Here is a 23224-nt window from a genome sequence, read left to right on the forward strand (position 1 = left end):
TAATTACTGGACCAGTATAACAGAATTTGAAAGCCCTAGCAAGATATTTGACCGAAAAATATATTTATATAGTTTTTGATAACGATTTAATCTTTTTATACACGGAGAAAAACCCCCACATCAGGTGTAGGCCGTCTTCTTTATCAATACAATTTTAAGTCACGAGGGTCAACTGGGAAGGTTGGGTTGTATGGGTTATGACGGAGCTTGAAGTGTTTGACATCTTCAATAGTCTGAGTTCCAGATAACTGCATGACTGTCTTCAATTCTGCATTTAAGTGCTCGAAGACTTGACGCACACCAACACTACCGCCGAGAGCCAAGCCATAGATCACAGGGCGGCCAATAGCTACCAAGTCTGCTCCTGAAGCCAAGGCTTTAAAGACGTGCTGACCACGACGAACACCAGAGTCAAAGACAATTGGCACACGTTTATCAACTGCTTCAGCGACTTCCTGAAGTGAGTCAAAGGATGCTGGTCCACCGTCGATTTGGCGGCCACCGTGGTTGGTTACCCAGATACCAGAAGCACCAGCGGCAAGCGAACGTTCAACGTCCTCACGGCATTGAGGCCCCTTGACATAGACAGGAAGACCTGAGTAAGCAGCGATAAATTCTACATCACGTGGAGACAAGCGTTGTTTGGCTGACTTGTAAACAAAGTCCATTGATTTACCAGCACCTTCTGGAAGGTATTCTTCAACAATCGGCATGCCAACTGGGAAGACGAATCCATTGCGTTTGTCGACCTCACGATTGCCCCCAACAGTTGCATCTGCCGTCAAGACAATCGCTTTGTAGCCTTCAGCCTTCACACGGTCCATGATGTGGCGGTTGATCCCATCATCTTTACTAAAGTAAAATTGGAACCAATGAGGTGTCCCTTGAAGAGCTTCCGTAATTTCTGGAAGGTCAACAGTAGAATAAGAGCTGGTTGTATAAAGAGAACCAAATTCATGCACACCACGCGCAGTAGCTACTTCCCCCTGCTCATTTGCCAATTTATGAGCCGCAACAGGCGCCATAATAATTGGTGAAGATAATTTTTCACCTGCAAATTCAATCTCTGTACTTGGATTTTCAACATCACAAAGCGTATGAGGAACAATAAGTTTGTGGTTAAAGGCACGGATGTTCTCGCGTAGAGTGAAAGTATCCTCTGCTCCACTAGCGATATAACCAAAGGCAGCTTTAGGAATGACTTGTTGCGCCATTGGCTCCAAATCATAAGTGTTAATAAAATCTACAGGTCCTTCTGCATTGCTTGTTTTATATGACATAAAGTGTCCTCCTTATTAAGTAAGCGTTTACTTTTTCTTACATAAACTATCTTACCTCTTTTTCAGAATCCTTTCAAAAATTTTGTCTGGAGATTTCAAATCACAGACATGATAAATATTTTCTATCATTGTGATAAAAAATTCATATTATCCAAATATGCCCTTTAGTGCTACAATAGCTATATTATTCCTAGATGGGAGGTTCTATTTTGGATTGGTCCATTGTTGAACAATATTTACCACTCTATCAAAAGGCTTTTTTTCTGACCCTGCATATCGCAGTTTGGGGAATTTTGGGTTCTTTTCTTGTTGGTCTAATCGTTAGTGTCATTCGGCATTATCGCGTTCCTATCTTTTCACAGCTAGCAACAGCCTACATCGAATTGTCGCGTAATACGCCCCTTTTGATTCAACTCTTCTTTCTCTACTTCGGTCTTCCCCGAATTGGGATTGTCCTATCTTCAGAAGTCTGTGCCACTTTAGGACTGGTCTTTTTAGGAGGCTCCTACATGGCAGAGTCTTTCCGAAGTGGGCTGGAAGCTGTCAGTCAAACCCAGCAGGAGATTGGATTTGCCATCGGTCTGACACCTCTACAGGTCTTTCGCTATGTGGTTCTGCCACAAGCAACAGCGATTGCTCTACCGTCTTTTAGTGCCAATGTCATTTTCCTCATCAAGGAAACCTCTGTTTTCTCAGCAGTGGCTTTGGCCGACCTCATGTACGTCGCCAAGGACTTGATTGGGCTCTACTATGAGACAGACATTGCGCTAGCTATGTTGGTAGTTGCTTATCTGATGATGCTTCTCCCCATCTCACTGGTCTTTAGCTGGATAGAAAGGAGGCTCCGCCATGCAGGATTCGGGAATACAAGTACTCTTTCAGGGAAATAATCTCTTGCGGATTTTACAAGGATTGGGAGTCACGATTGGGATTTCCATCCTCTCTGTCCTCTTATCCATGATTTTCGGTACGGTTATGGGAATCATCATGACCTCCCATTCTAGAGTCGTTCGTTTTTTAACACGTTTTTATCTAGAATTTATCCGTATCATGCCTCAACTGGTTCTGCTCTTCATTGTTTACTTTGGTTTGGCTCGAAATTTTAATATCAACATTTCTGGAGAGACTTCTGCCGTTATCGTTTTTACACTCTGGGGAACAGCTGAGATGGGGGACTTGGTACGTGGAGCCATCACTTCCCTTCCCAAACATCAGTTTGAAAGTGGACAGGCGCTGGGGTTGACGACCTTCCAACTTTACTACCACATCATCATCCCGCAGGTCTTGAGAAGACTGCTGCCACAAGCCATCAACCTTGTCACTCGGATGATCAAAACGACTTCCTTAGTTGTCTTGATTGGGGTCGTTGAAGTCACAAAAGTGGGACAGCAGATCATTGATAGCAATCGCTTGACCATCCCAACTACTTCCTTTTGGATCTACGGAACCATTCTGGTCTTGTATTTCGCAGTCTGTTTTCCTATTTCCAAACTATCCACTCACTTAGAAAAACATTGGAGGAACTAAATGTCTGAAACTATTTTAGAAATCAAGGATCTGAAAAAATCCTTCGGAGATAATCCCATCCTCCAAGGGCTTTCCCTGGATATCAAAAAGGGGGAAGTTGTCGTCATTCTAGGACCATCTGGTTGCGGGAAAAGTACCCTACTTCGCTGTCTCAATGGCTTAGAAACCATTCAAGGTGGAGATATTCTTCTGGATGGCCAGTCCATTATTGGAAACCAGAAAGACTTTCACTTGGTTCGCCAAAAGATTGGGATGGTCTTTCAAAGTTATGAACTCTTTCCCCATCTGGACGTTCTGCAGAACCTTATCTTAGGTCCTATCAAGGCACAAGGACGGGACAAGAAAGAAGTAACTGAAGAAGCACTGCAATTACTGGAACGTGTGGGTTTGCTTGATAAAAAACACGGTTTCGCTCGACAATTATCTGGTGGACAGAAACAACGAGTGGCGATTGTCCGTGCCCTTCTCATGCATCCAGAAATTATCCTCTTTGATGAAGTAACGGCTTCACTGGACCCAGAAATGGTGCGTGAGGTTCTGGAACTTATCAATGACTTGGCTCAAGAAGGGCGTACCATGATACTGGTAACCCATGAAATGCAGTTTGCCCAAGCCATTGCGGACCGCATTATCTTTCTTGACCAAGGGAAGATTGCTGAAGAAGGAACTGCTCAAGAATTCTTCACTAATCCTCAAACCAAACGAGCACAGGAATTTTTAAACGTATTTGACTTTAGCCAGTTCGGCTCATATCTATAAAGGAGATTTTTATGAAACTACTCAAACCAATTCTAACTGTTTTTGCTCTAGCATTTGCGCTTATCTTTGTCACAGCTTGTAGCTCAGGTGGAAGCTCTGATGCTTCATCAGGAAAAACAACCGCCAAAGCCCGCACTATCGACGAAATCAAAAAAAGCGGTGAGCTTCGAATCGCCGTATTTGGAGACAAAAAACCATTTGGTTATGTTGACAACGACGGTTCTTACCAAGGTTACGATATCGAATTGGGAAATCAACTAGCTCAAGACCTGGGTGTTAAGGTTAAATACGTTTCAGTCGATGCTGCCAACCGTGCTGAATATTTGATTTCAAACAAGGTTGATATCACCCTTGCCAACTTCACAGTTACCGACGAACGTAAGAAACAAGTCGATTTTGCCCTTCCTTACATGAAAGTATCACTCGGTGTTGTGTCACCAAAAGATAAAATCATCAAAGACGTTAAAGAATTAGAAGGCAAAACCTTGATTGTCACAAAAGGAACCACTGCTGAAACCTACTTTGAGAAAAATCACCCAGAAGTCAAACTTCAAAAATACGACCAATACAGTGATGCTTATCAAGCTCTTCTGGACGGACGTGGAGATGCCTTCTCGACTGACAATACGGAAGTCCTAGCGTGGGCTCTCGAAAATAAAGGATTTGAAGTAGGAATTACTTCCCTCGGTGATCCAGATACCATCGCATCAGCAGTTCAAAAGGGTAATCAAGAACTTCTTGACTACATCAACCAAGAAATTGAAAAATTAGGTAAAGAAAACTTCTTCCACAAGGCTTATGAAAAGACACTTCACCCAACCTACGGTAACGCTGCTAAGGCAGATGACCTTGTTGTTGAAGGCGGAAAAGTAGACTAATACTTTCCGAAAACAAAAAGAAATCAGGTAATCCTAGAAATTACCTGATTTTTTCTATATCTTAAACATTTTGCCAATTTTCTTGGTCTTCTTTAAATCGTTTTAAGAGATCCAATCCCTCTGGTGTGATGTAGCCTTCTTCCTGAGCTAGGTGGATGAGCTCGCTGTAGTTTGAGAGAGTCACCAGTTTCACGCCTGCGTTTGCAAAGTTCTTATCTGCTTTTGCTAATTGATAGCTAAAAATGGCTACTACACCGAGAACATCTGCTCCTTCACGCTTGGCAGCTGCTACCGCTTCGAGAACTGAACCACCAGTTGAGATCAGGTCTTCTACAATTACCATTTTTTGCCCCTGGGCTACACGGCCTTCGATTTGGTTTCCGGCTCCATGGTCTTTTGGCTTGCTACGGATATAAGCAAATGGTAGGTTCATCTTGTCCGCGATGATAGCTCCGTGTGGAATCCCTGCTGTCGCTGTACCAGCAATGACTTCTACTTCTGGAAAGGCTGTTTTGATAGCATCCACAAAACCATTTTCAATCAAAGTTCTAGTTTCCGGGTAAGCTAGGGTCACACGATTATCCGTATAGATCGGTGACTTGATCCCAGATGCCCAAGTGAAAGGCTCTTCTGGTTTGAGATAAACCGCTTGAATTTTCAATAGATGGCTAGCAATGTCTCTAGCAAGTGTCATGGTATACTCCTTCTTATCCTTAAATCTATAGTCAAATACGCTTTAGACCCAGTCGCGTGTCCATTCTTCCTTGATAGCATGGTAGGCTGCTACAGGGTCTGCTGCCTGTGTGATTGGACGGCCTACTACAATGTAGTCACTACCGATTTGGTAGGCTTGACCAGGGGTCACTACTCGTTTTTGATCCCCTGCTTCAGTACCTGCTGGTCGAATACCTGGTGTCAAGCAGATAAAATCTTCGTTTGTAGCTTCCTTGATGAGCTGTGCCTCTTGGGCTGAGCAAACCACTCCATCCAATCCAGCTTCAGCTGTTTTCTTAGCATAGTGAATCACTGATTCCTGCAGACTAGTTTGGATATTTTGACAGTCTTGCATCTGTTCTTCAGATGTTGAGGTTAATTGAGTCACCGCGATAAGAATCCCTTGATCACCAAGGCCTTCACGCGCAGCCTGCATCATTTCAAGTCCACCTGCAGCCTGAACATTAGTCATATCCACCCCAAGGCTTGACAAGATTTTCATAGTTGATTTAACCGTATTTGGAATATCATGCAACTTGAGATCCAAAAAAACACTATGTCCCAATGATTTCAAATAACTCACAACTTCGGGACCTACTGCATAGTAGATTTCCATTCCTACCTTGACATAGAGTTTTTCCTCTGCTGGAAAAAGGGCTAAAAATTCTTTGGCTTCCTCGAAACTTGGAAAATCCAGAGCAATGACCGGGCGACTCTCACGCATTCTTTTCTCCTATTCTTTGCTAACAGTCCATTGCTCAAAAAAAGGAACCTGCTAGCAGCTAGGTTCCACGAAAAACGGGTAGTCTCCACCCTTTCACTGTCTAACCTTAGCTGCCTCTCTGGACTGCTTTAAAAGTTTTCTACTATTCTATTATTTATAACGACACTTGTCAAGTAAAAACTGAAGATTCTTATTCTTGTTTCTTTTCTTCAGCTTTTTTTTCTTCCTGTTTTTTCTTCTCTGCTTCTTTAGCTTCTTGTTTATCCTTTTCCTCAGCTTCTTCTAAACGTTTATCAGCCAGGCTAGTGCTATAAATTCCTGCCTCCATATCGATGAAGCTCGGTTCTGTTAACTGTGGCTTGATTTTGCTGTAATAAGGCAATTTCTTGCTCAATTCTGATAGGGGAACCAAAATCTCATCTGTATCCAGCATGGTAATTTTTAAAAGATCTGCTGTTGCCTTGCTCGGCGCTAATTCGATTTTCTGGATTTGACTCTTGATATCCTCACTGATGGTAGACAATCCCGTTATCAAATCCTTCACCTGCTGCTCATCGTTAAAGGTGACTGTTAGGTAGGTCTCAGGCAGGTTCAAAAGGTTGACAGGGCTCGACTCTACTGTACCACTAGATAGGATTGGATAGTGGTCTTCACCTGTCACATAGTAGCCAACAATCTCAAACTCTTTGACTTCAATCGTAAAGTTTGTCGGAAATTTGTAGTCAATCTTTGCTGACTCTATCCAGTGATTAGACTTGATCTGCTCAGCGTGCTTCTCCTTGTTCAACAACAAAGACAAGGTATAGTCACTATCCTGAATGCCAGAAACTTGTTTAATGTCATCCGCTTGGGTCTGGACATTTCCCTTAACCTCGATATGCTTGATAGTCGAAAGAGGAGTCAAGAGATAGATAGAAAGGAGGAGAACCAGAACACTCGGCACCAAGATACTAACTGCCCGCCAAATATGAACAGGCGCAATTTTAGGTTTGGCAGGTTTTTCTAGTTTTTCTTTTTTCTTTTTTTCTTTCTCTTTTTTAACTTTTGTGTCTTCCTTTTGAGTTTTCTCAGCTTTCTCGGAAGGTTCCTTGCTTGGGCTTGTTGCTTCCTCGTCTGACTCACTCGAGGATTTCTTGGCCTCCTCTAACATCTTAGAGTTTTCCTCCATTCGAGCTTGTTTTTCCTTTTCCTTCTCCGCAGCTAGGGCAGCTTCTTCCTCAGCCTTCTTCTTCAGGTATTCCTGGTTTCGTTTCTGCCATTCAGACAATTCTTTCTTGGGGTTTGATTCTTTGTTCTTATCCTTTGACATTGATATTCCTTATGATAGGTCTTTTCTTAATAGATCGTAAAAATCCGCAAGAGATTTCAATTCAGTTGAAGCTTTCATGCTAGCTTGGTACTGATCCTTGTGACTAAGCAAGTGACTGAGTTTCTCCTCCAAGCTTTCCAAGGTCAAGTCGCTTTCTTGAAGTTCTTCTGCATAGCCTTTCTTAACAAAGTAGGCAGCATTTTCAATCTGGTCTCCTCGACTTGCTTCACGACCCAATGGTACGATGAGATGGAGTTTCGCCATGGCCAAGAGCTCGAAAATCGTATTGGCACCACCACGCGTCACCACCACATCTGCCATCTCCATCAAGGGTTGATAGAGATCCGTCACATAATCAACACGAAAGAGATTTTGACTCAACTCATTGAGGCTAGAATCTCCAGTGAGGTTGATAATATTATAGCGCTCGGTCAGTTCTTTTTTATGATCTGTCACCAATTGGTTAAAGACACGAGCTCCTGCAGAACCACCGACAAACAATACTGTAGGCAATTTTGGATCAAAGTGGGTTTGGATATCCACCAATTCATCTGGTTCTGAAGTTTTTTGGTCTGAAACCTTGGTCACTGCTCCAACATGCTCGACTTTTGCAAGACCAGCAGGCTGCTCAAATGTTGAATACATCTTGGTCGCAAATTTATAGGCAATTTTATTGGCCAAGCCCATAGATAGGTCCGATTCGTGGATAAAGACAGGAACTCTGGAAACTCGCGCTGCGATAACCGGCGGTACAGAGACAAAGCCACCCTTTGAAAAAAGGGCCTGTGGACGCAGTCGTAACATGATAAAGAGCGATTGGACAATTCCCCAACCAACCTTAAAGACATCCAGCATATTTTGCCAAGAGAAATAGCGACGCAACTTCCCAGTCGCAATGGAGTGGAAGGTCACATTCAAGCCTGACTTGAGGATTTCTTGGTGTTCGATTCCGTTTTTATCACCAATGTAGTGAACTTCCCAGCCGTCTTCGATGAACTTAGGCATTAACAAAAGGTTGAGGGTGACGTGTCCAACTGTCCCCCCACCTGTAAAGACAATTTTTTTCATATTATTCCTTTAACTCCGCTACTGTGTCGATAAAGAGGTCGCCACGTACTTCAAAGTTAGCATACATATCCCAGCTGGCATTGGCAGGACTGAGGAGAACCACGTCTCCTTGAGTCGCAAGCTCGTAGGCCTTGCGGGTCGCATCTGCAATATCTATCGCATCTACATAAGCCACACCAGCCTTATCTGCTGCCCGTTTGACACGTTCTGCAGACTGACCGAGGATGACCATCTTCTTGAGGCCAGTGATATCTGGCACCAATTCGTCAAACTCATTGCCGCGGTCCAAACCACCTGCAATTAAGATGACCTTGCTGTTGTCAAATCCTGACAAGGCTTTTTGAGTAGCCAAGATATTGGTTGATTTGCTATCATTATAGAATTTGACACCCTGAATTTCATCCACAAATTGGAGACGGTGTTTGACACCACCAAAGGCTGAAAGAGTTTCCTTGATGGTTTGGTTATCCACACCACGGAGCTTGGCTACTGCAATGGTCGCAAGGGCATTCTCCACATTGTGGCTACCTGGAACTCCGATTTCAGCAGCTGCCATGACCACTTCACCACGGAAGTAAAGTCGACCATCTTCCAGGTAAGCTCCATCAACCTTTGCAAGTGTTGAAAATGGTACAACAGTAGCTTGTGTTTTAGTGGCCAATTCTTTTGCCACGTCTTGGTTAAAGTTCAAGACAAGGAAATCAGCTGCTGTCATATTATTTTGGATATTCCACTTGGCTGCCACATAGGCCTCAAAAGAGCCATGGTAGTCGATATGAGTGGGCATGAGGTTGGTAATGACCGCAATCTCTGGATGGAATTCTTGAATGCCCATCAGTTGGAAAGAAGAAAGTTCCATGACAAGCGTGTCCTTGGCTGTCGCAGTTTGAGCCACTTGACTAGCAGGATAGCCGATGTTCCCTGACAATAGACCATGTTGACCGGCAGCAGTTAAAACTTCCCCAATCATGGTCGTTGTGGTTGTTTTCCCATTTGAACCAGTGATACCGATAATTGGCGCTTCTGAGATCAAGTAAGCCAACTCCACCTCAGTCAAGACTGGAATACCCTTTGCCAAAGCCTTTTCAATCATGGGATTGCTATAAGGGATACCTGGATTTTTCACCATCAGAGCAAAATCTTCATCCAAGAGCTCCAAAGGATGGCCACCAGTAACAACCTTGATTCCCTCTTCTAGCAAACTTTGCGCAGCAGGATTTTCCTCGAAAGGCTTGCCGTCATTAACAGTGACAATAGCACCCAGCTTGTCCAATAAACGAGCCGCAGACTCACCAGACTTGGCCAAACCTAAAACAAGGACTTTCTTATTTTTAAATTGATCGATTACTTTCATGTCTCAAACTCCATTTCTACTCCTACTATTTTACCATTTTTACGGAAATAAAAAAGCCACAAAGTGTATTTGTGACTCTTTCTTCTAACTTAATGTTCTCTTATCATCAATGAGATAAATCGGTAACTCGAATGACTTGATCCACTTGCTCCCAGATAAGAGGATTGTGGGTCGCAATAATAATGGTCCGATTCGGATTTTTTAAAGATTCCAGGATAGAAAGTAATTCCTCAGAGTTTTTGGGGTCTAGCGAAGCAGTTGGTTCATCTGCGAGAATCAAAACTAACCTGCACTCCAAAAGTTCGACAAAAATATTTAACCCTTAGAGTGCAGGTCAACTCTCAGTACTTTATATCCTTACCTGTCTTTCTTCTGACCTTTGTCCTGTGACAAACATGGTAAAAGTTGCTTTGCAGACATTTCTGCCCTCTTGATTGGTGATATCGACATCTACCACACAGGTTGTGCGACCTTGATGGACACATTCTCCTTTAATGGTCAGCACATCGTCGAGTTTTCCTGCCTTGAGGTAGTTGATAGAGGACTGAAGCGTCACTCCATCAAGCCCCAGCGAGATAACCACCAAACCACTGATTTGGTCACAAAGGGTAAAAAGATAGCCACCATGGGCATTGCCATAGTAGTTGAGCGACGAGTCCACCACTTTCGTCGTCACCACAACATGACCATCTCTCATTTTTTCTATTTCGTAATTTTCAAAGGCAGATATAGCGTCAAAATGAAAATCTTTCATCGTTTCCTCCTGATAGTTCAAACGACACTATGATACTACTTTTTATAGGACTGTGCAAGGAGAAAGCTCCTAGTCTGGCAAAATTCCGACCTGCTCTACAAAGCGCATAAAGGCTGCCTGTCCTTGTTCCGTCTGCTTGTAAACCCCTGCGTCCTCCAAAACACGTGCAAAAATAGCACCCACAGATTCCTTGACGATTTCAAGGGCTTTTTCTTTATCTGCTAGGTCCGGATGTTGGGCTTTGAGCTGGTCTGCCCATTCCTGATGATAGTCGGAAACTGAGACTTCTTCTCCCACGAGGTAGCTGGCGACTTGCTCCACTTCTGCTTTCAAACGAGGTGGCAAGATAGCCAAGCCCATGACCTCAATCAAGCCGATATTTTCCTTCTTGATATGTTGGACATCCTTGTGGGGATGATAAATGCCATCAGGATGCTCTGGCGATGTCTGATTGTCCCGCAAGACCAAGTCCAACTCAAACTGACCGTCGCGTTTACGAGCAATCGGTGTGATGGTGTGATGCGGTGTCCCGTCTGTCTCTGCCAAAATCTGCACTGCAGGATCTGAATACTGGCGCCATTCCTGTAAAATCTTGTCAGCCAAGTTGATCAAATCTTCTTTGAAATCCGAAGTCAAACGCAAAACTGACATAGGCCACTTGACAATCCCAGCCTTGACTTGTTCAAAACCAGTAAAAGAGAAAGTCTTTTGCAAGGGAGCCAATTCCATAGGAAATACATGACGGCCTCCCTGATAGTGATCATGAGTCAGAATAGAGCCTCCCACGATTGGAAGGTCGGCATTCGAACCTGCAAAATAGCCTGGAAATTGCTCTACAATCGCCAGCAGGCGCTCAAAACTCTGACGACTAATGGCCATGGGACGGTGCTGGCCGTCTAAGAAAATACAGTGCTCATTAAAATAAGCATAGGGCGAATACTGGAAGCCCCACTCCTGACCCGCCATTTCGAAACGGATAATGCGGTGATTGCTGCGAGCTGGGTGGTTAACTCGACCATGGTAACCTTCGTTCTCTAGACAAAGCTGACACTGGGGATAATTGCTAGCTTGCACCAACTTGGCCGCCGCAATCTCCTTTGGATCCTTTTCAGGTTTAGACAGATTGATAGTAATCTCCAGTTCACCGTAGTTAGATGGTACACGATAAGCAATATTTTTAGCAATAGCCTTGAGCTTGATGTAGTCGTTTTTCTGGCTAAGTTGATAGAAGTCCGCAATTGCCTGCTCAGGAGATTGGGCATAGGTTGCCCAGAAGTCACGATTGACCTGACTTGGACAAGGGGTTACCAAGTCCATCAGTTCAGCACCAAGGATTTCACGCGCAGTCTGACTATCCTCAATCGTCTCTAATCGAACGGCCTCCTCGACAAGCTGGTCCTTGAGGTCAATCAAGTCATCCTGATCCGTCTCAACTTCCAAAACACCTTCCCCCACTCGTGCCAAGACACGATTGGTTAGGTAGATTCGATCCATTTCCTCAAATGAACTTTCAGCAATGACTTCCGTGATGAATGCATCTAGAACTCCCTGACTCATTGATTCTCCTTCTTACTTTCTAAATAGTCTCTGACATCATCTAAATCCTGAAAAACTTGTTCTGTTTTATTTAAGAAAGACTGTGCTGGCATTTTCAAGTCTGGAATACAAATAACTGGTATCCCAGCTCTATACGCTGCTTCAATCCCTGCTTCACTATCCTCTAATACTAAGCAATTCTCTGGTAAAACATTCAAATCACTACAGGCCTTTAAAAATATATCAGGGTAAGGTTTGCTTCGCTTTACATCTTTTGCAAAAACTAGATGGTCAAATAGGGACAGTATCCCATTACTATCCAAAATCATTCTAGCTCTAGATTCAACACTTGAAGTTGCTAGAGCGATTGGAATACCTTCTCTTTGCAAAAAAGCAAGCAAATTTTTAGCACCTTTTTTTAAATTTACACCTTTGGTTAATATTCGAGCTTCCAGTTCATAAACTTTTTCCAAGGTTTGATCAAAGTTCCAAGGTAAATCATAGGTATCCAAAAATCGTTGAACATTCTCCTCTTCCCTATGTCCACTGTATTCTCTAGAATATGTTTCTTCTGTGAAAGGAATTCCAAAATCTTCAAGCAATTCTTGATAAACTTTTAGAGAAATGATCTCAGTATCAGCTAATAAGCCATCTAAATCAAATATTACAGCTTCCATTTACTTCTCTCCTAGTCTAAAACTCGAGTGCCGCCTGCAACTTCAGCGATATAGAAGCTTGGAGCATATCCAACGACTTCCTCGTAGTGTTTGCCAACAGCTGCTTTAAAGGTCTCAACAGCATCTTTTTGCACCAAGGCAATGGCACAGCCACCAAATCCTGCCCCTGTCATACGAGCACCCAGAACACCTGCTTGAGCCCAAGCTGTGTGAACTAGGGTATCCAATTCCAAGCCAGTTACTTCGTAGTCATGCTCTAGAGAAACGTGAGAAGCATTCATCAAACGACCAAAGGTTTCCAAATCACCTGCTTGAAGGGCTGCTTGAGCTTTAAGAGTACGTTGGTTTTCAAGCACAGCATGACGAGCACGTTTTAAACGATTTTCGTCTTTAATCAGATAGCTATATTGGTCAAAGGTCCACTCATCCAATTCACCCAAGGTCTGAATATCTATGGCAGCTTGCAATTCTTCCACAGCTTTCTCACACTCAGCACGGCGTTCATTGTACTTAGAGTCCGCAAGTTCACGGCGTTTGTTGGTGTTCATGATGACAACAACATTGTCCTTCAAGTCAAGTGGCACCAAGTCATACTCCAAGGTGTTGGTATCTAGGTAAATGGCCCGTTGGTCAGCTCCCATACCGATAGCAAACTGGTCCATAATACCAGAGTTGACTCCGATAAAGTTATTTTCTGTTTGTTTTCCGATTTTAACCAAATCCAAACGGTCTAGTTTTAAACCAAAGAGATGCTCTACCACAACCCCCGTCAAAAGTTCCAAGGATGCTGATGATGACAAGCCAGCACCATTTGGGATATTCCCATAAACATAAAAATCAAACCCTTTGTCAATCACATGTCCAGCTTCTTGCAAGAAATGAAGAACCCCTTTTGGATAGTTGGTCCAGCTGTGCTCTTTTTCAAATTTGAGGTCAGCAAGAGGCACTTCGATGATACCATTGTCCTCAAAGTTGGCTGAGTAGAAACGCAAGACTTGGTCGTCACGCTTGCGAGCTGCACCATAAGTTCCCAAAGAAATAGCAGCTGGAAAAACGTGCCCGCCATTGTAGTCCGTGTGTTCACCAATCAAATTGATGCGGCCTGGTGAAAAGAAAGTTTGGTCTGCTTCTTGACCAAAAACGGCAAGAAAGTCTTTGCGAAGGGCTTCAGTAGTAAGATCTTGTGTCATATAAATTCTCCTTTGACTGTCCGTTAAGTCACCTTAACGTGTAATCGTTTTCTTCTATTGTATCCAAGGGATTTACCAAGGTCAATCCTTTTTACTAAACTTTTACTAAACTATCAGTAAAAAACAGAAAAATATGATATACTAACCTAAAAGAAGGAGGATTTATGGCTACCTTAAAAGACATCGCACAGCTAGCCTCTGTCTCTATCGCGACCGTATCTCGTGTCCTCAATCGCGACCAGAGTCTATCTGTTACAGAAGAAACCAGACACCGTATATTAACCGTTGCTGAAGAGCTGGGCTATACTAAGCACCTCAAGACAGGCGAATCCCACAAACCCAAGCAAAAGATTGCCATTATCCAATGGGTCAGCGAACAAGGGGAGCTGGACGACCTCTACTACTATCAGATTCGTCTCGGTATTGAAAAAAGAGCCCAAGAGTTGGACTATGACATCTTGCGCTATTTTAATGACCATCCTTTTACACTGAGCGAGGAAGTGATTGGCATTCTCTGCATCGGAAAGTTCAGCCGAGCTCAGATTTCTGCCTTTGAAGAATACCAAAAACCTTTAGTCTTTATAGACAGTGACACCCTCTCACTAGGTCATACCTGTATTATCACTGACTTTTACACTGCTGTAAAACAAGTTGTAGACCATTTCCTCAGTCAAGGTATGAACCGTATCGGAATTCTCACAGGTCTTGAGGAAACAACCGACCAAGAAGAAATCATCCAGGATAAACGTCTAGAACATTTTAAAAACTACTCTCTATCAAAAGGTATCTACAATGATAAACTGGTCTTTCAAGGTAGTTTTACTGCCCAGTCTGGATATGACTTGATGAAGGAGTCTATTCACAAGTTGGGGGATCAGCTCCCTCCAGCATTTTTCGCAGCCAGCGATAGTTTAGCCATCGGTGCCCTCCGTGCCCTTCAAGAAGCTGGAATTAGCTTGCCAGACCGTGTTAGTCTCATTTCTTTTAACGATACTAGCCTGACCAAGCAGGTCTATCCTCCCCTATCTAGTATCACAGTCTATACTGAGGAGATGGGCCGAGTCGGTATGGATATTCTTAATAAGGAAGTTCTCCATGGTCGCAAGATCCCTAGCCTAACCATGCTGGGCACCAGACTGACTTTGAGAGAGAGTACGCTGCCATAACTCAACAAATATACCAACGCAAAAAATCCTAATAGAAATTCTCAAATCTCCATTAGGATTTTCATTGTTAATCCATCACAATCATAGACTTAATAGTTTTGCGATCATCCATGTCTTTGTATGCTTGGTCAATCTCTTCTAATTTATAACTTGAAGTAAAGACACGGCCTGGATTGATATCACCATCAAGGACAGCCTTCAGTAAGAACTGTTTGTTGTAAGTCGTTACAGAGGCTGCTCCGCCTGCTACCGTAATATTTTGAGCAAAAGTTGAACCAAGGGCACGGTTATTATAATGAGGAACACCAACGAAGCCTAAACGTCCACCATTGTGAAGCACCCCAAGGGCTTGATCAACCGCTGCCTCAGTACCGACACACTCAAGTGCTGCATCTGCTCCTCCACCAAGAATTTCTCGCACCTTGGCAATTCCTTCTTCGCCACGTTCAGCCACAACAGCTGTCGCCCCTGACTCCAAAGCCATTTGTTGACGGTCTTCGTGATGACTCATGAGAACAATTTGAGATGCCCCACGCATTTTAGCTGCGATAACAGCACATTGACCAACAGCCCCGTCACCGATAACGACAACCTTATCCCCTTTTTGAACATTAGCAACACGCGCAGCATGATAGCCGGTCGGCATGACATCAGCCAGTGTCAAGAGGGATTTGAGCATGCCTTCTGTATAATCAGAGGGCTGACCCGGAATTTTGACAAGAGCCCAGTTGGCATATTCGAAGCGAATGTACTCCGCTTGCACCCCATTAGACCAATTGGTGCCAATATGGCGGTCACAAGTCCCATCATAGCCAGCGCTACAGGCATCACACTCCCCACAGCCATGGGTGAAAGGTGCAATAACAAAATCGCCAGGTTTAACAGTCGTCACTGCATCACCAATTGCCTCAACGATACCAATCGCTTCGTGCCCGCTATTCTGATGGCCCGTTTCAATATCTGGATTGCGATAGCTCCACAGATCAGAGCCACAAACACAGGTCCGAACGATCCGAATAATGGCATCATCTGCCTCAATGATTTGCGGATGCTCCACTTCAATAAGACCAACCTGACCAGCTTTTATATAAACTGTTTTCTTCATAGAACCACTCCTTTTCTATTGGTTTCTTACTTTCATTATACACTTTTTGTCAAGCTTTCGCTCGTATCAATCATTATTAACGGCGATAAGGCACTAGTTTAGTCCAATATAGTCTTTTCTTCTTGAGATTTAAGTTTTATAAGGAGAGATTTTTCGATTACGTTTTTAATAGTTTCCAGCCAATAGAAAAAGTGAATAAAGAAATATTCCTTTATCCACCTTTTTGTGGTTTAGTTGTTATTCGCTACGAAGCGATTCGACTGGGTCTTTCTTAGCAGCGATGCGTGAAGGGATTAGACCAGCTAACATGGTAAGGACAATCGAAATACCGATAAGGATTAGAGCTACTTCTATTGGTAATTGCGCTACATTTCCCACATTTGTCATTTTCGCAACAATCGCATTGATTGGGAATGTCGCAAGAAAGGTAATCGTGATACCGAGCACCCCAGAGATCAATCCTTCAATGGCTGTTTCAGCAGTGAAGATACGACGAATATCTTTCTTCGAAGCCCCCATTGCACGTAGGATTCCGATTTCTTTTGTACGTTCGAGAACTGAAATGTACGTGATAATCGAAATCATTATAGAAGATACAATGAGTGAGATGGCCACAAAGCCAACGAGTACTGTTGTCACTACGCCAACCAATGTCGTAATTGAAGACATGATAGATTGGATATCATCTGAATAAGCGAGTACTTTATCGTCTTCTCCAGCTTCTTTTTTCGCTGTGTTATAGGCGTTTATGAACTCTTTTAAGTCTTGTTTTTGTTGGAACGAAGAGGTGTAGAGCTCAATGGCAGCTGGTTTGGATTTGTTGATGACGCCCATTTTTGCGAGGTTTTCCTCGTAAGTTGAAGCCGAATTGTCGTTATATTGTTGGACATACTGCGCCTGTTCTTCAGGCGTCATTTTAGCCAACTGAATTTTTTCTTCTTCGGTTAAATTCTCCGAACTGAATGGTTTAGGATCTTTGGCAAAGTCTTTACCCGTAAATACATTTAGATTTTGATTGGCTTCCTGTTCCTTAACGATATCACTATTTTGAATGTATTCGGAAGTGTAATCAATAAGGGCGCTTGTGTAGGCGATTCCTCCTGAAGGAGTATTCACGCCTGAACTTGTGCCGTCTTTTTGGCGAAGGACACCCACAATTTTAAGTTGGAGCCCATTCTCGATTTGAGTTTTCATATAAGAAGCATTATCAATCTTATTGAGCCATAAGTTATTTTCTTTCACAAAACGGTTTGTATTGACAACTGCTTTGAAAGTTTTTCCGATAAAATCACTATATTGATACGTTTGAGAAGAGAGTTCGTCGAGCTTCTTCGTATCGTTCAATTCACTGGGATCTTTGAAACGCAAACTATAGAGCAACAAATCGCTAATTTGATTGTTTTCATCTACGATAAGGACGAGCTCGGACTTATCTTGTGGGAAGCGTCCTTCCAACACGTCGTACTTGCTTTCTAGCATTGAAGAATCACTAGAAAGTTCACTCCAGTAGTTGAGGTTTTGTAAGTATCCCTTCATCGTTTGGTTCGCTGTTTCTACTTCATCAGCTAAGGTTGAAGGTAGAATACTTTTGGGTCCGTTGGAAGTATCACTTGCATAGATAAACGGTTGTAAATTGTATCGGTAACGAATGTCTTTTGTGAGAGATTCGACCTTCGAAGCGTGTTCCTCCAAGTAAGTCTTGAAGGAAGCTAGGTCGTTCTTTCCGATTTGTTTTTTCAATAAATTCGTTAAAACCGTATTGATACCGAGCTCATGATTATCCTTGTAAGGCTTCTCGCTCAAATCTGGAGAGGTCGCCAACAAGTTGCTCTGGTTCTGCTCGCTAATCGTCAGTGGAAGAGAGACGAGGGTATCTTCCTGCACCTTTTTAACGTAGTCACTCACACCATTGGAAAGGGCTAAGATAAGAGCAATCCCGATAATCCCGATAGAACCCGCAAAAGCTGTTAGTAAGGTACGACCTTTCTTTGTCAATAGGTTATTAAAGGAAAGTACAAGGGCGGTTATAAAGCTCATCTTCGTCTTCGTGAACTGGATGTCGACTTGCTTTGTCTCCTCTGTTGGTTCGCATGGGTTTGAGTCGCTCAAGATGTTTCCATCTAATACTTGTACGATACGTGTGGAGTACTTCTGTGCCAGCTCTGGGTTATGCGTCACCATGATAACCAAACGTTCCTTGGCAATGTCTTTTAATAAATTCATGATTTGAACAGAAGTCTCAGAATCGAGCGCTCCTGTCGGTTCGTCGGCTAAAACGACTTTTGGATCATTAACAAGAGCACGCGCAATCGCGATTCGTTGCATTTGTCCCCCAGACATTTGACTTGGTTTCTTATATAAATGGTCTTTTAGGCCTACGCGTTCGAGCACTTCGATAGCACGTTTCTTACGTTCTGCTTTTGAAACACCCGAAAGAGTCATTGCAATTTCTACGTTAGAGAGTGCAGTTTGGTGCCCGATGAGATTATAAGACTGAAAGATGAAACCGATGGTGTGGTTTCTGTAGCTATCCCAATCGCGGTCTTTAAATTGCTTTGTTGATTTTCCTTGGATGAGTAAATCACCAGATGTGTATTGGTCGAGTCCCCCGATGATATTTAATAGAGTGGTTTTCCCAGAACCCGATTGCCCAAGAATGGAGACAAACTCATTCTCACGGAAGCGAATCGAGATATCCTTTAGCGCGTGGAACTCTTGATCGCCCGTATGATAGACTTTTGAAATGTGTTGTAGCTGTAACATCGTCTATCTCCTTTCAGTGATATATGTAGTCTATCACAATTTCATAATGGAGTAAATATGTTACATTTACAATTCATCAAAAATAATCAACAAATAGAAAATCGACTTCTTATGAATGATAATGTCCATGACTTTGACCTACTTCCAACTCCTCAATTTTTCGCTTATGGGTTTGGTGACTTGCTAGGTTTGCATCAACTTCAATGGTAACATTTTGAAAACCATAATCTTTGAGTAAATTACGAATGGATTCTTTACAATACTCCATATGTTCAATCTCTTCTAGGCAAACATGAACAATGGCGTCATTTTCCAGACCATCCATGGACCAAATACTGAGTTGATTAACACTTTTAACATTATCTAGCGCTGCTAACTCTTTCTCTAGCTTAGCAGTCTCGATCCCTTCAGGCACAGCATCTAAGAAAATCTTGAGTGTTGACCAAAAACGAGGAATGGCTTTCCAGAGGATAAAACTAGAAATTAAAAGAGACAAGAGTGGATCGAGAAAGTACCAGTCAGTCACATACAAAACACCAGCAACCAGAATGACCGCTATCCAACCTAGAATATCTTCTAGAAAATGCAAGGTCAGGATAGCTTCGTTCTTGGTCTGACCCTTACGAACGATTAGACTAGCCAAGAGATTGATAAGAATCGCAATAACTCCCAACCACAGCATCCCTTGGTAGTTGACAGGCTGAGGGGATAGGAGACGAGGGATATTCTCCAAGAGCACCATGAAAGATCCTGTCAAAAGGATCAAAGCAGTCAGCATGGCACCTAGCAAACTGAAGCGTTTGTAGCCAAGAGTGTAACGTTTGTCTTCCTGACGATTGGAAATAGTTTCCAAACAAGCTGATAAGCCTATGGCAAGGGCATCGCCCAAATCATGAACCGCATCCGCTAATACAGCACTTGAATTGAAGATGCCTCCAAAAATAAATTCGACAACAGAAAATGATAGATTCAAGAAAAAGGCTAGCCAGATAGATGTTTTAGAACTCATTTCTCTCCCTCCTTTGGTATAATAGGTATATATACTTCTTTCATTTGTATTATCTAATAAAATCCAAAGAAAGGATAGAAGCAAACTGTCAGCCATGTTCAGTTCTGAACAGTTTGTCTCAAGTGTCTATATGCCAAAAAGAGACCGTCGAGTCAGTAAGACTAAAAGAGCCATCTATCAAGCTTTTCTACAAGTTTTGAACGACAAGGGCTATGATGCTACTACTGTCCAAGATATCATTGACTTGGCAGATGTTGGGCGTTCTACTTTTTACTGTCACTATGAAAGCAAGGAACTGCTTTTAGATGAACTCTGTCGCTACCTCTTTCATCATCTCTTTGAAAGGGAAGGACACTTTACTACCGAGGACTACCTCGCACATATTTTTTTGCATTTTCAAAAAAATCAAGACCATGTCACCAGTCTTCTTTTTTCCAAAAACGACTACTTCCTCCGCCAACTACACAAGGAGCTCGAACACCACGTCTATCCCATGGTGGCGGATGATTTGCAAGAGTCCTATCCAAACATTCCGGCTTCCTACCTCAAACATTTTGTAGTAACAAACTTTATCGAAACACTGACCTGGTGGCTAAAAAAAGGAAAATCTTATACTGAAGACCAAGTAGTGAAATTTTACTTAGATGTGATTGAGATGACTTCTACAAAATCACTCGAAATTTAATCCTATCACGAAGAAAGGAATCAACTATGTTAAATTCTATTATCCTAGGAATTCTAACGATTGTATTGGCTCTTATTTTCTCCCTCCTTCATCTCGCGGCAGCTTTCGCAGCCATGAAAGAAAAGAACTACAGTCTGGGAAACACGTGCATCTTGGTCGGCAGTTGTCTCACTTCACTAGCTCTTGCTATCTTTTTCTTCGTTCCACTAGCAACGATCATCTTATGGATAGTGGGCTCTAGCATCATCTGCTACGGTGCTTACTGGAATGGGCGACAGCAAGAAAGTCAACATATATCGCACCACATTATAAGGGGCACACTAGCAGCTTTGATTGCTCTCTTGTTTATCTTACTCTAACACTAAAAATCCCATCTCGAACTTTAGACGAGATGGGATTTTGTTTACTGAAGAAAGTGGCTCCTCCTGACTTTCCTCTCCATTTATTTCTTCAACAAACCTTGTTCTTGTAGAAACTCCTTGGCTACTTGTTCTGCTGACTTGCCTTCGACACCCACTTGGTAGTTGAGCTGGCTCATCTGGCTTTCCGTGATTTTACCAGCCAATTTATTGAGAACTGTCTCCAACTCAGGATGTTTCTTGAGAAGAGCTTCTTTCATAAGTGGTGCCCCTTGATAAGGGGGGAAGAGTTGCTTGTCATCTTCCAAGACCTGCAAATCATAACGCGCCAATTCTGCATCTGTCGAATAGGCATCCGTAATTTGAATATCGCCCGACTGAATCGCCTGATAGCGAAGGGCTGGCTCCATGGTTGCTACATTAAGCTTGAGACCATACATTGATTGCAAGCCCTTATTTCCATCCTCTCGGTCATTAAATTCAAGAGTAAAGCCGGCCTTCAACTGTCCTTCCACTTTTTTCAAGTCCGAAATGGTCTTCAAGCCATATTCTTGAGCAATCCTTTTCGGAACAGCTACAGCGTAGGTATTTTGATAAGACATAGGTTTGAGATAAGCCAGATGATCCTGTTTGGCAATGCCATCACGCGCCACTTGATAAACCTGATCTGGCTCATGACCTACTTTAGGTGATGGTTGAAGTAAACTTTCAGTCACCGTACCAGTAAATTCAGGATAGATGTCAATATCCCCTTTTTTCAGAGCTTCATAGAGGAAGCTTGTTTTCCCAAAATTCGGCTTAACAGTCGCAGTCATACTGGTATTTTCTTCAATCAACAATTTATACATATTAGCTAAGATTTCTGGTTCAGGCCCCAATTTCCCAGCAATCACCAAGTTTTCTTTCTCTTTTTGAGCTAAGAGGGCTGGACTATAAGACAGACCGAGCAATATGGTCACCAAGGCAAAACCAGAGAAAATCGTTCTCAATTTTGCTTTTTCCATCACTTTTAGTAGGAAGTTAAAGGCAATAGCCAGCACTGCAGAAGAAAGTGCCCCAATCAAAATCAGACTGGTATTATTACGGTCGATTCCTAGAAGAATAAAGGAACCCAGCCCCCCTGCACCAATCAAGGCCGCCAAGGTCGCCGTACCGATAATCAAGACCGCTGCCGTCCGAATCCCAGACATCATAACAGGCATGGCAAGGGGAATTTCGAATTTCTTGAGACGTTCCCATCTGGTCATCCCAAAGGCAATCCCAGCCTCTTGCAGACTCGGATCAATTCCCTTCAGCCCAGTGATGGTATTTTGCAAAATCGGGAAAATCGCATAAATCACTAGAGCTGTCAAGGCCGGTAAGGTCCCAATTCCCATCAAGGGGATAAAAAGTCCCAATAAAGCCAGAGACGGAATGGTCTGGAAAATTCCAGCAATCTGCAAGACCCAATCCGCCAACTTTTCATGATAGCGAAGATAAACAGCCAAGGGAATCGCAATAAAAATAGCTAGTAACAAGGTCAAAAGTGATAACTGCAAATGTTGAGATAGGGCTGTCAACCAATCACCAAAACGCTCCTGAAAAGTAGAAAACAAATTAGCCATGTTGAACGCCTCCAAATAAATCTGCTACGAAGTCTGTGGCAGGCGCATTCAGTATCATTTCAGGAACTGCCACCTGACGAATCTCTCCGTCCTGCAGAACAGCAATACGGTCCGCCAATTTCAAAGCTTCATCCGTATCATGGGTCACAAAAATCGTTGTCATCCCAAACTCTTTATGCAATTCTTTAGTCAAAACCTGCAACTGTTTTCTCGAAATAGCATCCAAGGCTGAAAAAGGCTCATCCATGAGTAGAATCTTAGGTTGACCAATCATAGCTCGGACAATGCCCACCCGTTGCTGCTCCCCACCAGATAATTCACTTGGAAGTCGATGCCCATAGTCAGCTGCTGGCAAGCCAACTTTAGCCAAAAGCTCTTCTGTTTTCTGAGCAATTTCTTCCTTAGTCCAGCCCTTCATCTCAGGAATTAGGGCAATATTTTCCGCCACAGTTAGATTGGGAAAGAGGGCAATAGCTTGTAAGACATAGCCAGTAGAAAGGCGGAGTTGGCGTTCATCATAGTCCTTGATGCGCTTGCCATCCATATAAATATTTCCATCAGTTGGTTCCAAGAGACGGTTAATCATCTTAATCATGGTCGTCTTACCTGACCCAGAAGGCCCAACTAAAACCATAAATTCCCCATTCTCAATCCGTAAATTGACATCTCTCAAAACATCTTTATCTGTATAGCGTAGCGCCACATTTTTGTATTCAATCATTCTCAGTCCTCATTTTAAAACTTTCCTCGGTTTGGTCAAGTT

At 42.9% G+C, this 23224-nt stretch carries 22 protein-coding genes and 1 pseudogene; 7 read left to right on the forward strand and 16 right to left on the reverse strand.

Features of this window, described 5'->3' with window-relative positions; all coding sequences use genetic code 11:
• Nucleotides 1–143: 143 nt before the first annotated feature.
• Complete coding sequence (gene lctO, locus E2R31_RS01360; protein ID WP_000120738.1) at nt 144–1280, reverse strand: L-lactate oxidase; 1137 nt, start codon at nt 1278–1280, stop codon at nt 144–146.
• 209 nt (nt 1281–1489) lie between these two features.
• Here lctO and E2R31_RS01365 point away from each other — a divergent pair, with 209 nt between their 5' ends.
• From E2R31_RS01365 to E2R31_RS01380, 4 genes are read left to right on the forward strand one after another with little or no spacing between them, the layout of a single operon-like run.
• A complete protein-coding gene (locus E2R31_RS01365; RefSeq protein WP_132972450.1) occupies nt 1490–2170 on the forward strand; it encodes an amino acid ABC transporter permease in 681 nt (226 codons plus the stop codon).
• Complete coding sequence (locus tag E2R31_RS01370) at nt 2130–2807, forward strand: amino acid ABC transporter permease (RefSeq protein ID WP_038805713.1); 678 nt, start codon at nt 2130–2132, stop codon at nt 2805–2807. The genes E2R31_RS01365 and E2R31_RS01370 overlap by 41 nt, the downstream gene beginning before the upstream one ends.
• Nucleotides 2808–3566 carry an amino acid ABC transporter ATP-binding protein gene (locus tag E2R31_RS01375; protein ID WP_132972452.1) on the forward strand — a complete coding sequence of 253 codons (759 nt, stop codon included), beginning with the start codon at nt 2808–2810 and terminating at the stop codon, nt 3564–3566.
• An 11-nt stretch (nt 3567–3577) separates the two neighbouring features.
• Nucleotides 3578–4444 carry a cysteine ABC transporter substrate-binding protein gene (locus E2R31_RS01380; protein ID WP_132972454.1) on the forward strand — a complete coding sequence of 289 codons (867 nt, stop codon included), beginning with the start codon at nt 3578–3580 and terminating at the stop codon, nt 4442–4444.
• A gap of 61 nt (nt 4445–4505) precedes the next feature.
• Here the strand turns inward: E2R31_RS01380 and pyrE are convergent, their stop codons facing one another.
• The 10 genes and pseudogenes from pyrE to E2R31_RS01430 form a co-directional block, all read right to left on the reverse strand.
• Nucleotides 4506–5138, reverse strand: a complete 633-nt coding sequence (pyrE, locus tag E2R31_RS01385) for an orotate phosphoribosyltransferase (protein ID WP_132972456.1) — start codon at nt 5136–5138, stop codon at nt 4506–4508.
• 42 nt (nt 5139–5180) lie between these two features.
• A complete protein-coding gene (gene pyrF / locus E2R31_RS01390; protein WP_132972458.1) occupies nt 5181–5882 on the reverse strand; it encodes an orotidine-5'-phosphate decarboxylase in 702 nt (233 codons plus the stop codon).
• Between the two features lie 190 nt (nt 5883–6072).
• Nucleotides 6073–7191 (reverse strand): cell division protein FtsQ/DivIB, encoded by a 1119-nt coding sequence (locus tag E2R31_RS01395; RefSeq protein ID WP_132972460.1) that lies wholly within the window; start codon nt 7189–7191, stop codon nt 6073–6075.
• 9 nt (nt 7192–7200) lie between these two features.
• Nucleotides 7201–8259 (reverse strand): UDP-N-acetylglucosamine--N-acetylmuramyl-(pentapeptide) pyrophosphoryl-undecaprenol N-acetylglucosamine transferase, encoded by a 1059-nt coding sequence (locus E2R31_RS01400; protein WP_132972462.1) that lies wholly within the window; start codon nt 8257–8259, stop codon nt 7201–7203.
• 1 nt (nt 8260) lies between these two features.
• Nucleotides 8261–9613 carry a UDP-N-acetylmuramoyl-L-alanine--D-glutamate ligase gene (murD, locus tag E2R31_RS01405; protein ID WP_132972464.1) on the reverse strand — a complete coding sequence of 451 codons (1353 nt, stop codon included), beginning with the start codon at nt 9611–9613 and terminating at the stop codon, nt 8261–8263.
• Between the two features lie 106 nt (nt 9614–9719).
• Nucleotides 9720–9893 (reverse strand): annotated as a pseudogene (locus E2R31_RS01410) (AAA family ATPase); the annotation flags it as partial.
• A 69-nt stretch (nt 9894–9962) separates the two neighbouring features.
• Nucleotides 9963–10367, reverse strand: coding sequence for a PaaI family thioesterase (locus tag E2R31_RS01415; protein WP_000651199.1), 405 nt, complete (start codon nt 10365–10367; stop codon nt 9963–9965).
• Between the two features lie 69 nt (nt 10368–10436).
• The gene (locus tag E2R31_RS01420) at nt 10437–11924 is read right to left on the reverse strand and encodes a UDP-glucose--hexose-1-phosphate uridylyltransferase (RefSeq protein ID WP_132972466.1); all 1488 of its coding nucleotides are present in this window, start codon (nt 11922–11924) and stop codon (nt 10437–10439) included.
• Nucleotides 11921–12580: an HAD family hydrolase gene (locus E2R31_RS01425; protein ID WP_132972468.1), complete on the reverse strand. Its 660-nt coding sequence runs from the start codon at nt 12578–12580 to the stop codon at nt 11921–11923. The genes E2R31_RS01420 and E2R31_RS01425 overlap by 4 nt, the downstream gene beginning before the upstream one ends.
• An 11-nt stretch (nt 12581–12591) precedes the next feature.
• The gene (locus E2R31_RS01430; RefSeq protein WP_132972470.1) at nt 12592–13770 is read right to left on the reverse strand and encodes a galactokinase; all 1179 of its coding nucleotides are present in this window, start codon (nt 13768–13770) and stop codon (nt 12592–12594) included.
• Between the two features lie 164 nt (nt 13771–13934).
• Here E2R31_RS01430 and galR point away from each other — a divergent pair, with 164 nt between their 5' ends.
• Nucleotides 13935–14936 carry a DNA-binding transcriptional regulator GalR gene (gene galR, locus E2R31_RS01435; RefSeq protein WP_132972472.1) on the forward strand — a complete coding sequence of 334 codons (1002 nt, stop codon included), beginning with the start codon at nt 13935–13937 and terminating at the stop codon, nt 14934–14936.
• 67 nt (nt 14937–15003) lie between these two features.
• Here galR and E2R31_RS01440 read toward each other — a convergent pair whose 3' ends face one another.
• From E2R31_RS01440 to E2R31_RS01450, 3 genes are all read right to left on the reverse strand, one after another.
• Nucleotides 15004–16041 (reverse strand): zinc-binding dehydrogenase, encoded by a 1038-nt coding sequence (locus E2R31_RS01440; RefSeq protein WP_132972474.1) that lies wholly within the window; start codon nt 16039–16041, stop codon nt 15004–15006.
• A gap of 237 nt (nt 16042–16278) precedes the next feature.
• The gene (locus tag E2R31_RS01445; RefSeq protein ID WP_132972476.1) at nt 16279–18804 is read right to left on the reverse strand and encodes an ABC transporter ATP-binding protein/permease; all 2526 of its coding nucleotides are present in this window, start codon (nt 18802–18804) and stop codon (nt 16279–16281) included.
• Nucleotides 18805–18913: 109 nt separating this feature from the next.
• Nucleotides 18914–19813: a cation diffusion facilitator family transporter gene (locus E2R31_RS01450; protein WP_132972478.1), complete on the reverse strand. Its 900-nt coding sequence runs from the start codon at nt 19811–19813 to the stop codon at nt 18914–18916.
• 130 nt (nt 19814–19943) lie between these two features.
• Between E2R31_RS01450 and E2R31_RS01455 the strand changes: the two genes are divergently transcribed.
• Complete coding sequence (locus E2R31_RS01455; protein ID WP_084947193.1) at nt 19944–20498, forward strand: TetR/AcrR family transcriptional regulator; 555 nt, start codon at nt 19944–19946, stop codon at nt 20496–20498.
• Nucleotides 20499–20524: 26 nt separating this feature from the next.
• Complete coding sequence (locus E2R31_RS01460; protein WP_125399085.1) at nt 20525–20857, forward strand: glucuronide permease; 333 nt, start codon at nt 20525–20527, stop codon at nt 20855–20857.
• 83 nt (nt 20858–20940) lie between these two features.
• Here E2R31_RS01460 and E2R31_RS01465 read toward each other — a convergent pair whose 3' ends face one another.
• Both E2R31_RS01465 and E2R31_RS01470 read right to left on the reverse strand, forming a co-directional pair.
• Nucleotides 20941–22461: an ABC transporter permease/substrate-binding protein gene (locus E2R31_RS01465; RefSeq protein WP_132972480.1), complete on the reverse strand. Its 1521-nt coding sequence runs from the start codon at nt 22459–22461 to the stop codon at nt 20941–20943.
• Nucleotides 22454–23182 carry an ATP-binding cassette domain-containing protein gene (locus E2R31_RS01470; protein WP_132972482.1) on the reverse strand — a complete coding sequence of 243 codons (729 nt, stop codon included), beginning with the start codon at nt 23180–23182 and terminating at the stop codon, nt 22454–22456. The genes E2R31_RS01465 and E2R31_RS01470 overlap by 8 nt, the downstream gene beginning before the upstream one ends.
• Nucleotides 23183–23224 lie beyond the last annotated feature (42 nt).

The sequence above is a fragment of the Streptococcus downii genome, from assembly GCF_004353325.1.
GTDB classification, from domain to species: Bacteria; Bacillota; Bacilli; order Lactobacillales; family Streptococcaceae; genus Streptococcus; species Streptococcus downii.

Excerpts from the sequence above, each read along its gene's own strand:
- lctO (WP_000120738.1), bottom strand. The coding sequence starts at position 1,280 with ATGTCATATAAAACAAGCAATGCAGAAGGACCTGTAGATTTTATTAAC.
- E2R31_RS01370 (WP_038805713.1), top strand. The coding sequence starts at position 2,130 with ATGCAGGATTCGGGAATACAAGTACTCTTTCAGGGAAATAATCTCTTG.
- E2R31_RS01375 (WP_132972452.1), top strand. The coding sequence starts at position 2,808 with ATGTCTGAAACTATTTTAGAAATCAAGGATCTGAAAAAATCCTTCGGA.
- E2R31_RS01380 (WP_132972454.1), top strand. The coding sequence starts at position 3,578 with ATGAAACTACTCAAACCAATTCTAACTGTTTTTGCTCTAGCATTTGCG.
- pyrE (WP_132972456.1), bottom strand. The coding sequence starts at position 5,138 with ATGACACTTGCTAGAGACATTGCTAGCCATCTATTGAAAATTCAAGCG.
- pyrF (WP_132972458.1), bottom strand. The coding sequence starts at position 5,882 with ATGCGTGAGAGTCGCCCGGTCATTGCTCTGGATTTTCCAAGTTTCGAG.
- E2R31_RS01395 (WP_132972460.1), bottom strand. The coding sequence starts at position 7,191 with ATGTCAAAGGATAAGAACAAAGAATCAAACCCCAAGAAAGAATTGTCT.
- E2R31_RS01400 (WP_132972462.1), bottom strand. The coding sequence starts at position 8,259 with ATGAAAAAAATTGTCTTTACAGGTGGGGGGACAGTTGGACACGTCACC.
- murD (WP_132972464.1), bottom strand. The coding sequence starts at position 9,613 with ATGAAAGTAATCGATCAATTTAAAAATAAGAAAGTCCTTGTTTTAGGT.
- E2R31_RS01415 (WP_000651199.1), bottom strand. The coding sequence starts at position 10,367 with ATGAAAGATTTTCATTTTGACGCTATATCTGCCTTTGAAAATTACGAA.
- E2R31_RS01420 (WP_132972466.1), bottom strand. The coding sequence starts at position 11,924 with ATGAGTCAGGGAGTTCTAGATGCATTCATCACGGAAGTCATTGCTGAA.
- E2R31_RS01425 (WP_132972468.1), bottom strand. The coding sequence starts at position 12,580 with ATGGAAGCTGTAATATTTGATTTAGATGGCTTATTAGCTGATACTGAG.
- E2R31_RS01430 (WP_132972470.1), bottom strand. The coding sequence starts at position 13,770 with ATGACACAAGATCTTACTACTGAAGCCCTTCGCAAAGACTTTCTTGCC.
- galR (WP_132972472.1), top strand. The coding sequence starts at position 13,935 with ATGGCTACCTTAAAAGACATCGCACAGCTAGCCTCTGTCTCTATCGCG.
- E2R31_RS01440 (WP_132972474.1), bottom strand. The coding sequence starts at position 16,041 with ATGAAGAAAACAGTTTATATAAAAGCTGGTCAGGTTGGTCTTATTGAA.
- E2R31_RS01445 (WP_132972476.1), bottom strand. The coding sequence starts at position 18,804 with ATGTTACAGCTACAACACATTTCAAAAGTCTATCATACGGGCGATCAA.
- E2R31_RS01450 (WP_132972478.1), bottom strand. The coding sequence starts at position 19,813 with ATGAGTTCTAAAACATCTATCTGGCTAGCCTTTTTCTTGAATCTATCA.
- E2R31_RS01455 (WP_084947193.1), top strand. The coding sequence starts at position 19,944 with ATGCCAAAAAGAGACCGTCGAGTCAGTAAGACTAAAAGAGCCATCTAT.
- E2R31_RS01460 (WP_125399085.1), top strand. The coding sequence starts at position 20,525 with ATGTTAAATTCTATTATCCTAGGAATTCTAACGATTGTATTGGCTCTT.
- E2R31_RS01465 (WP_132972480.1), bottom strand. The coding sequence starts at position 22,461 with ATGGCTAATTTGTTTTCTACTTTTCAGGAGCGTTTTGGTGATTGGTTG.
- E2R31_RS01470 (WP_132972482.1), bottom strand. The coding sequence starts at position 23,182 with ATGATTGAATACAAAAATGTGGCGCTACGCTATACAGATAAAGATGTT.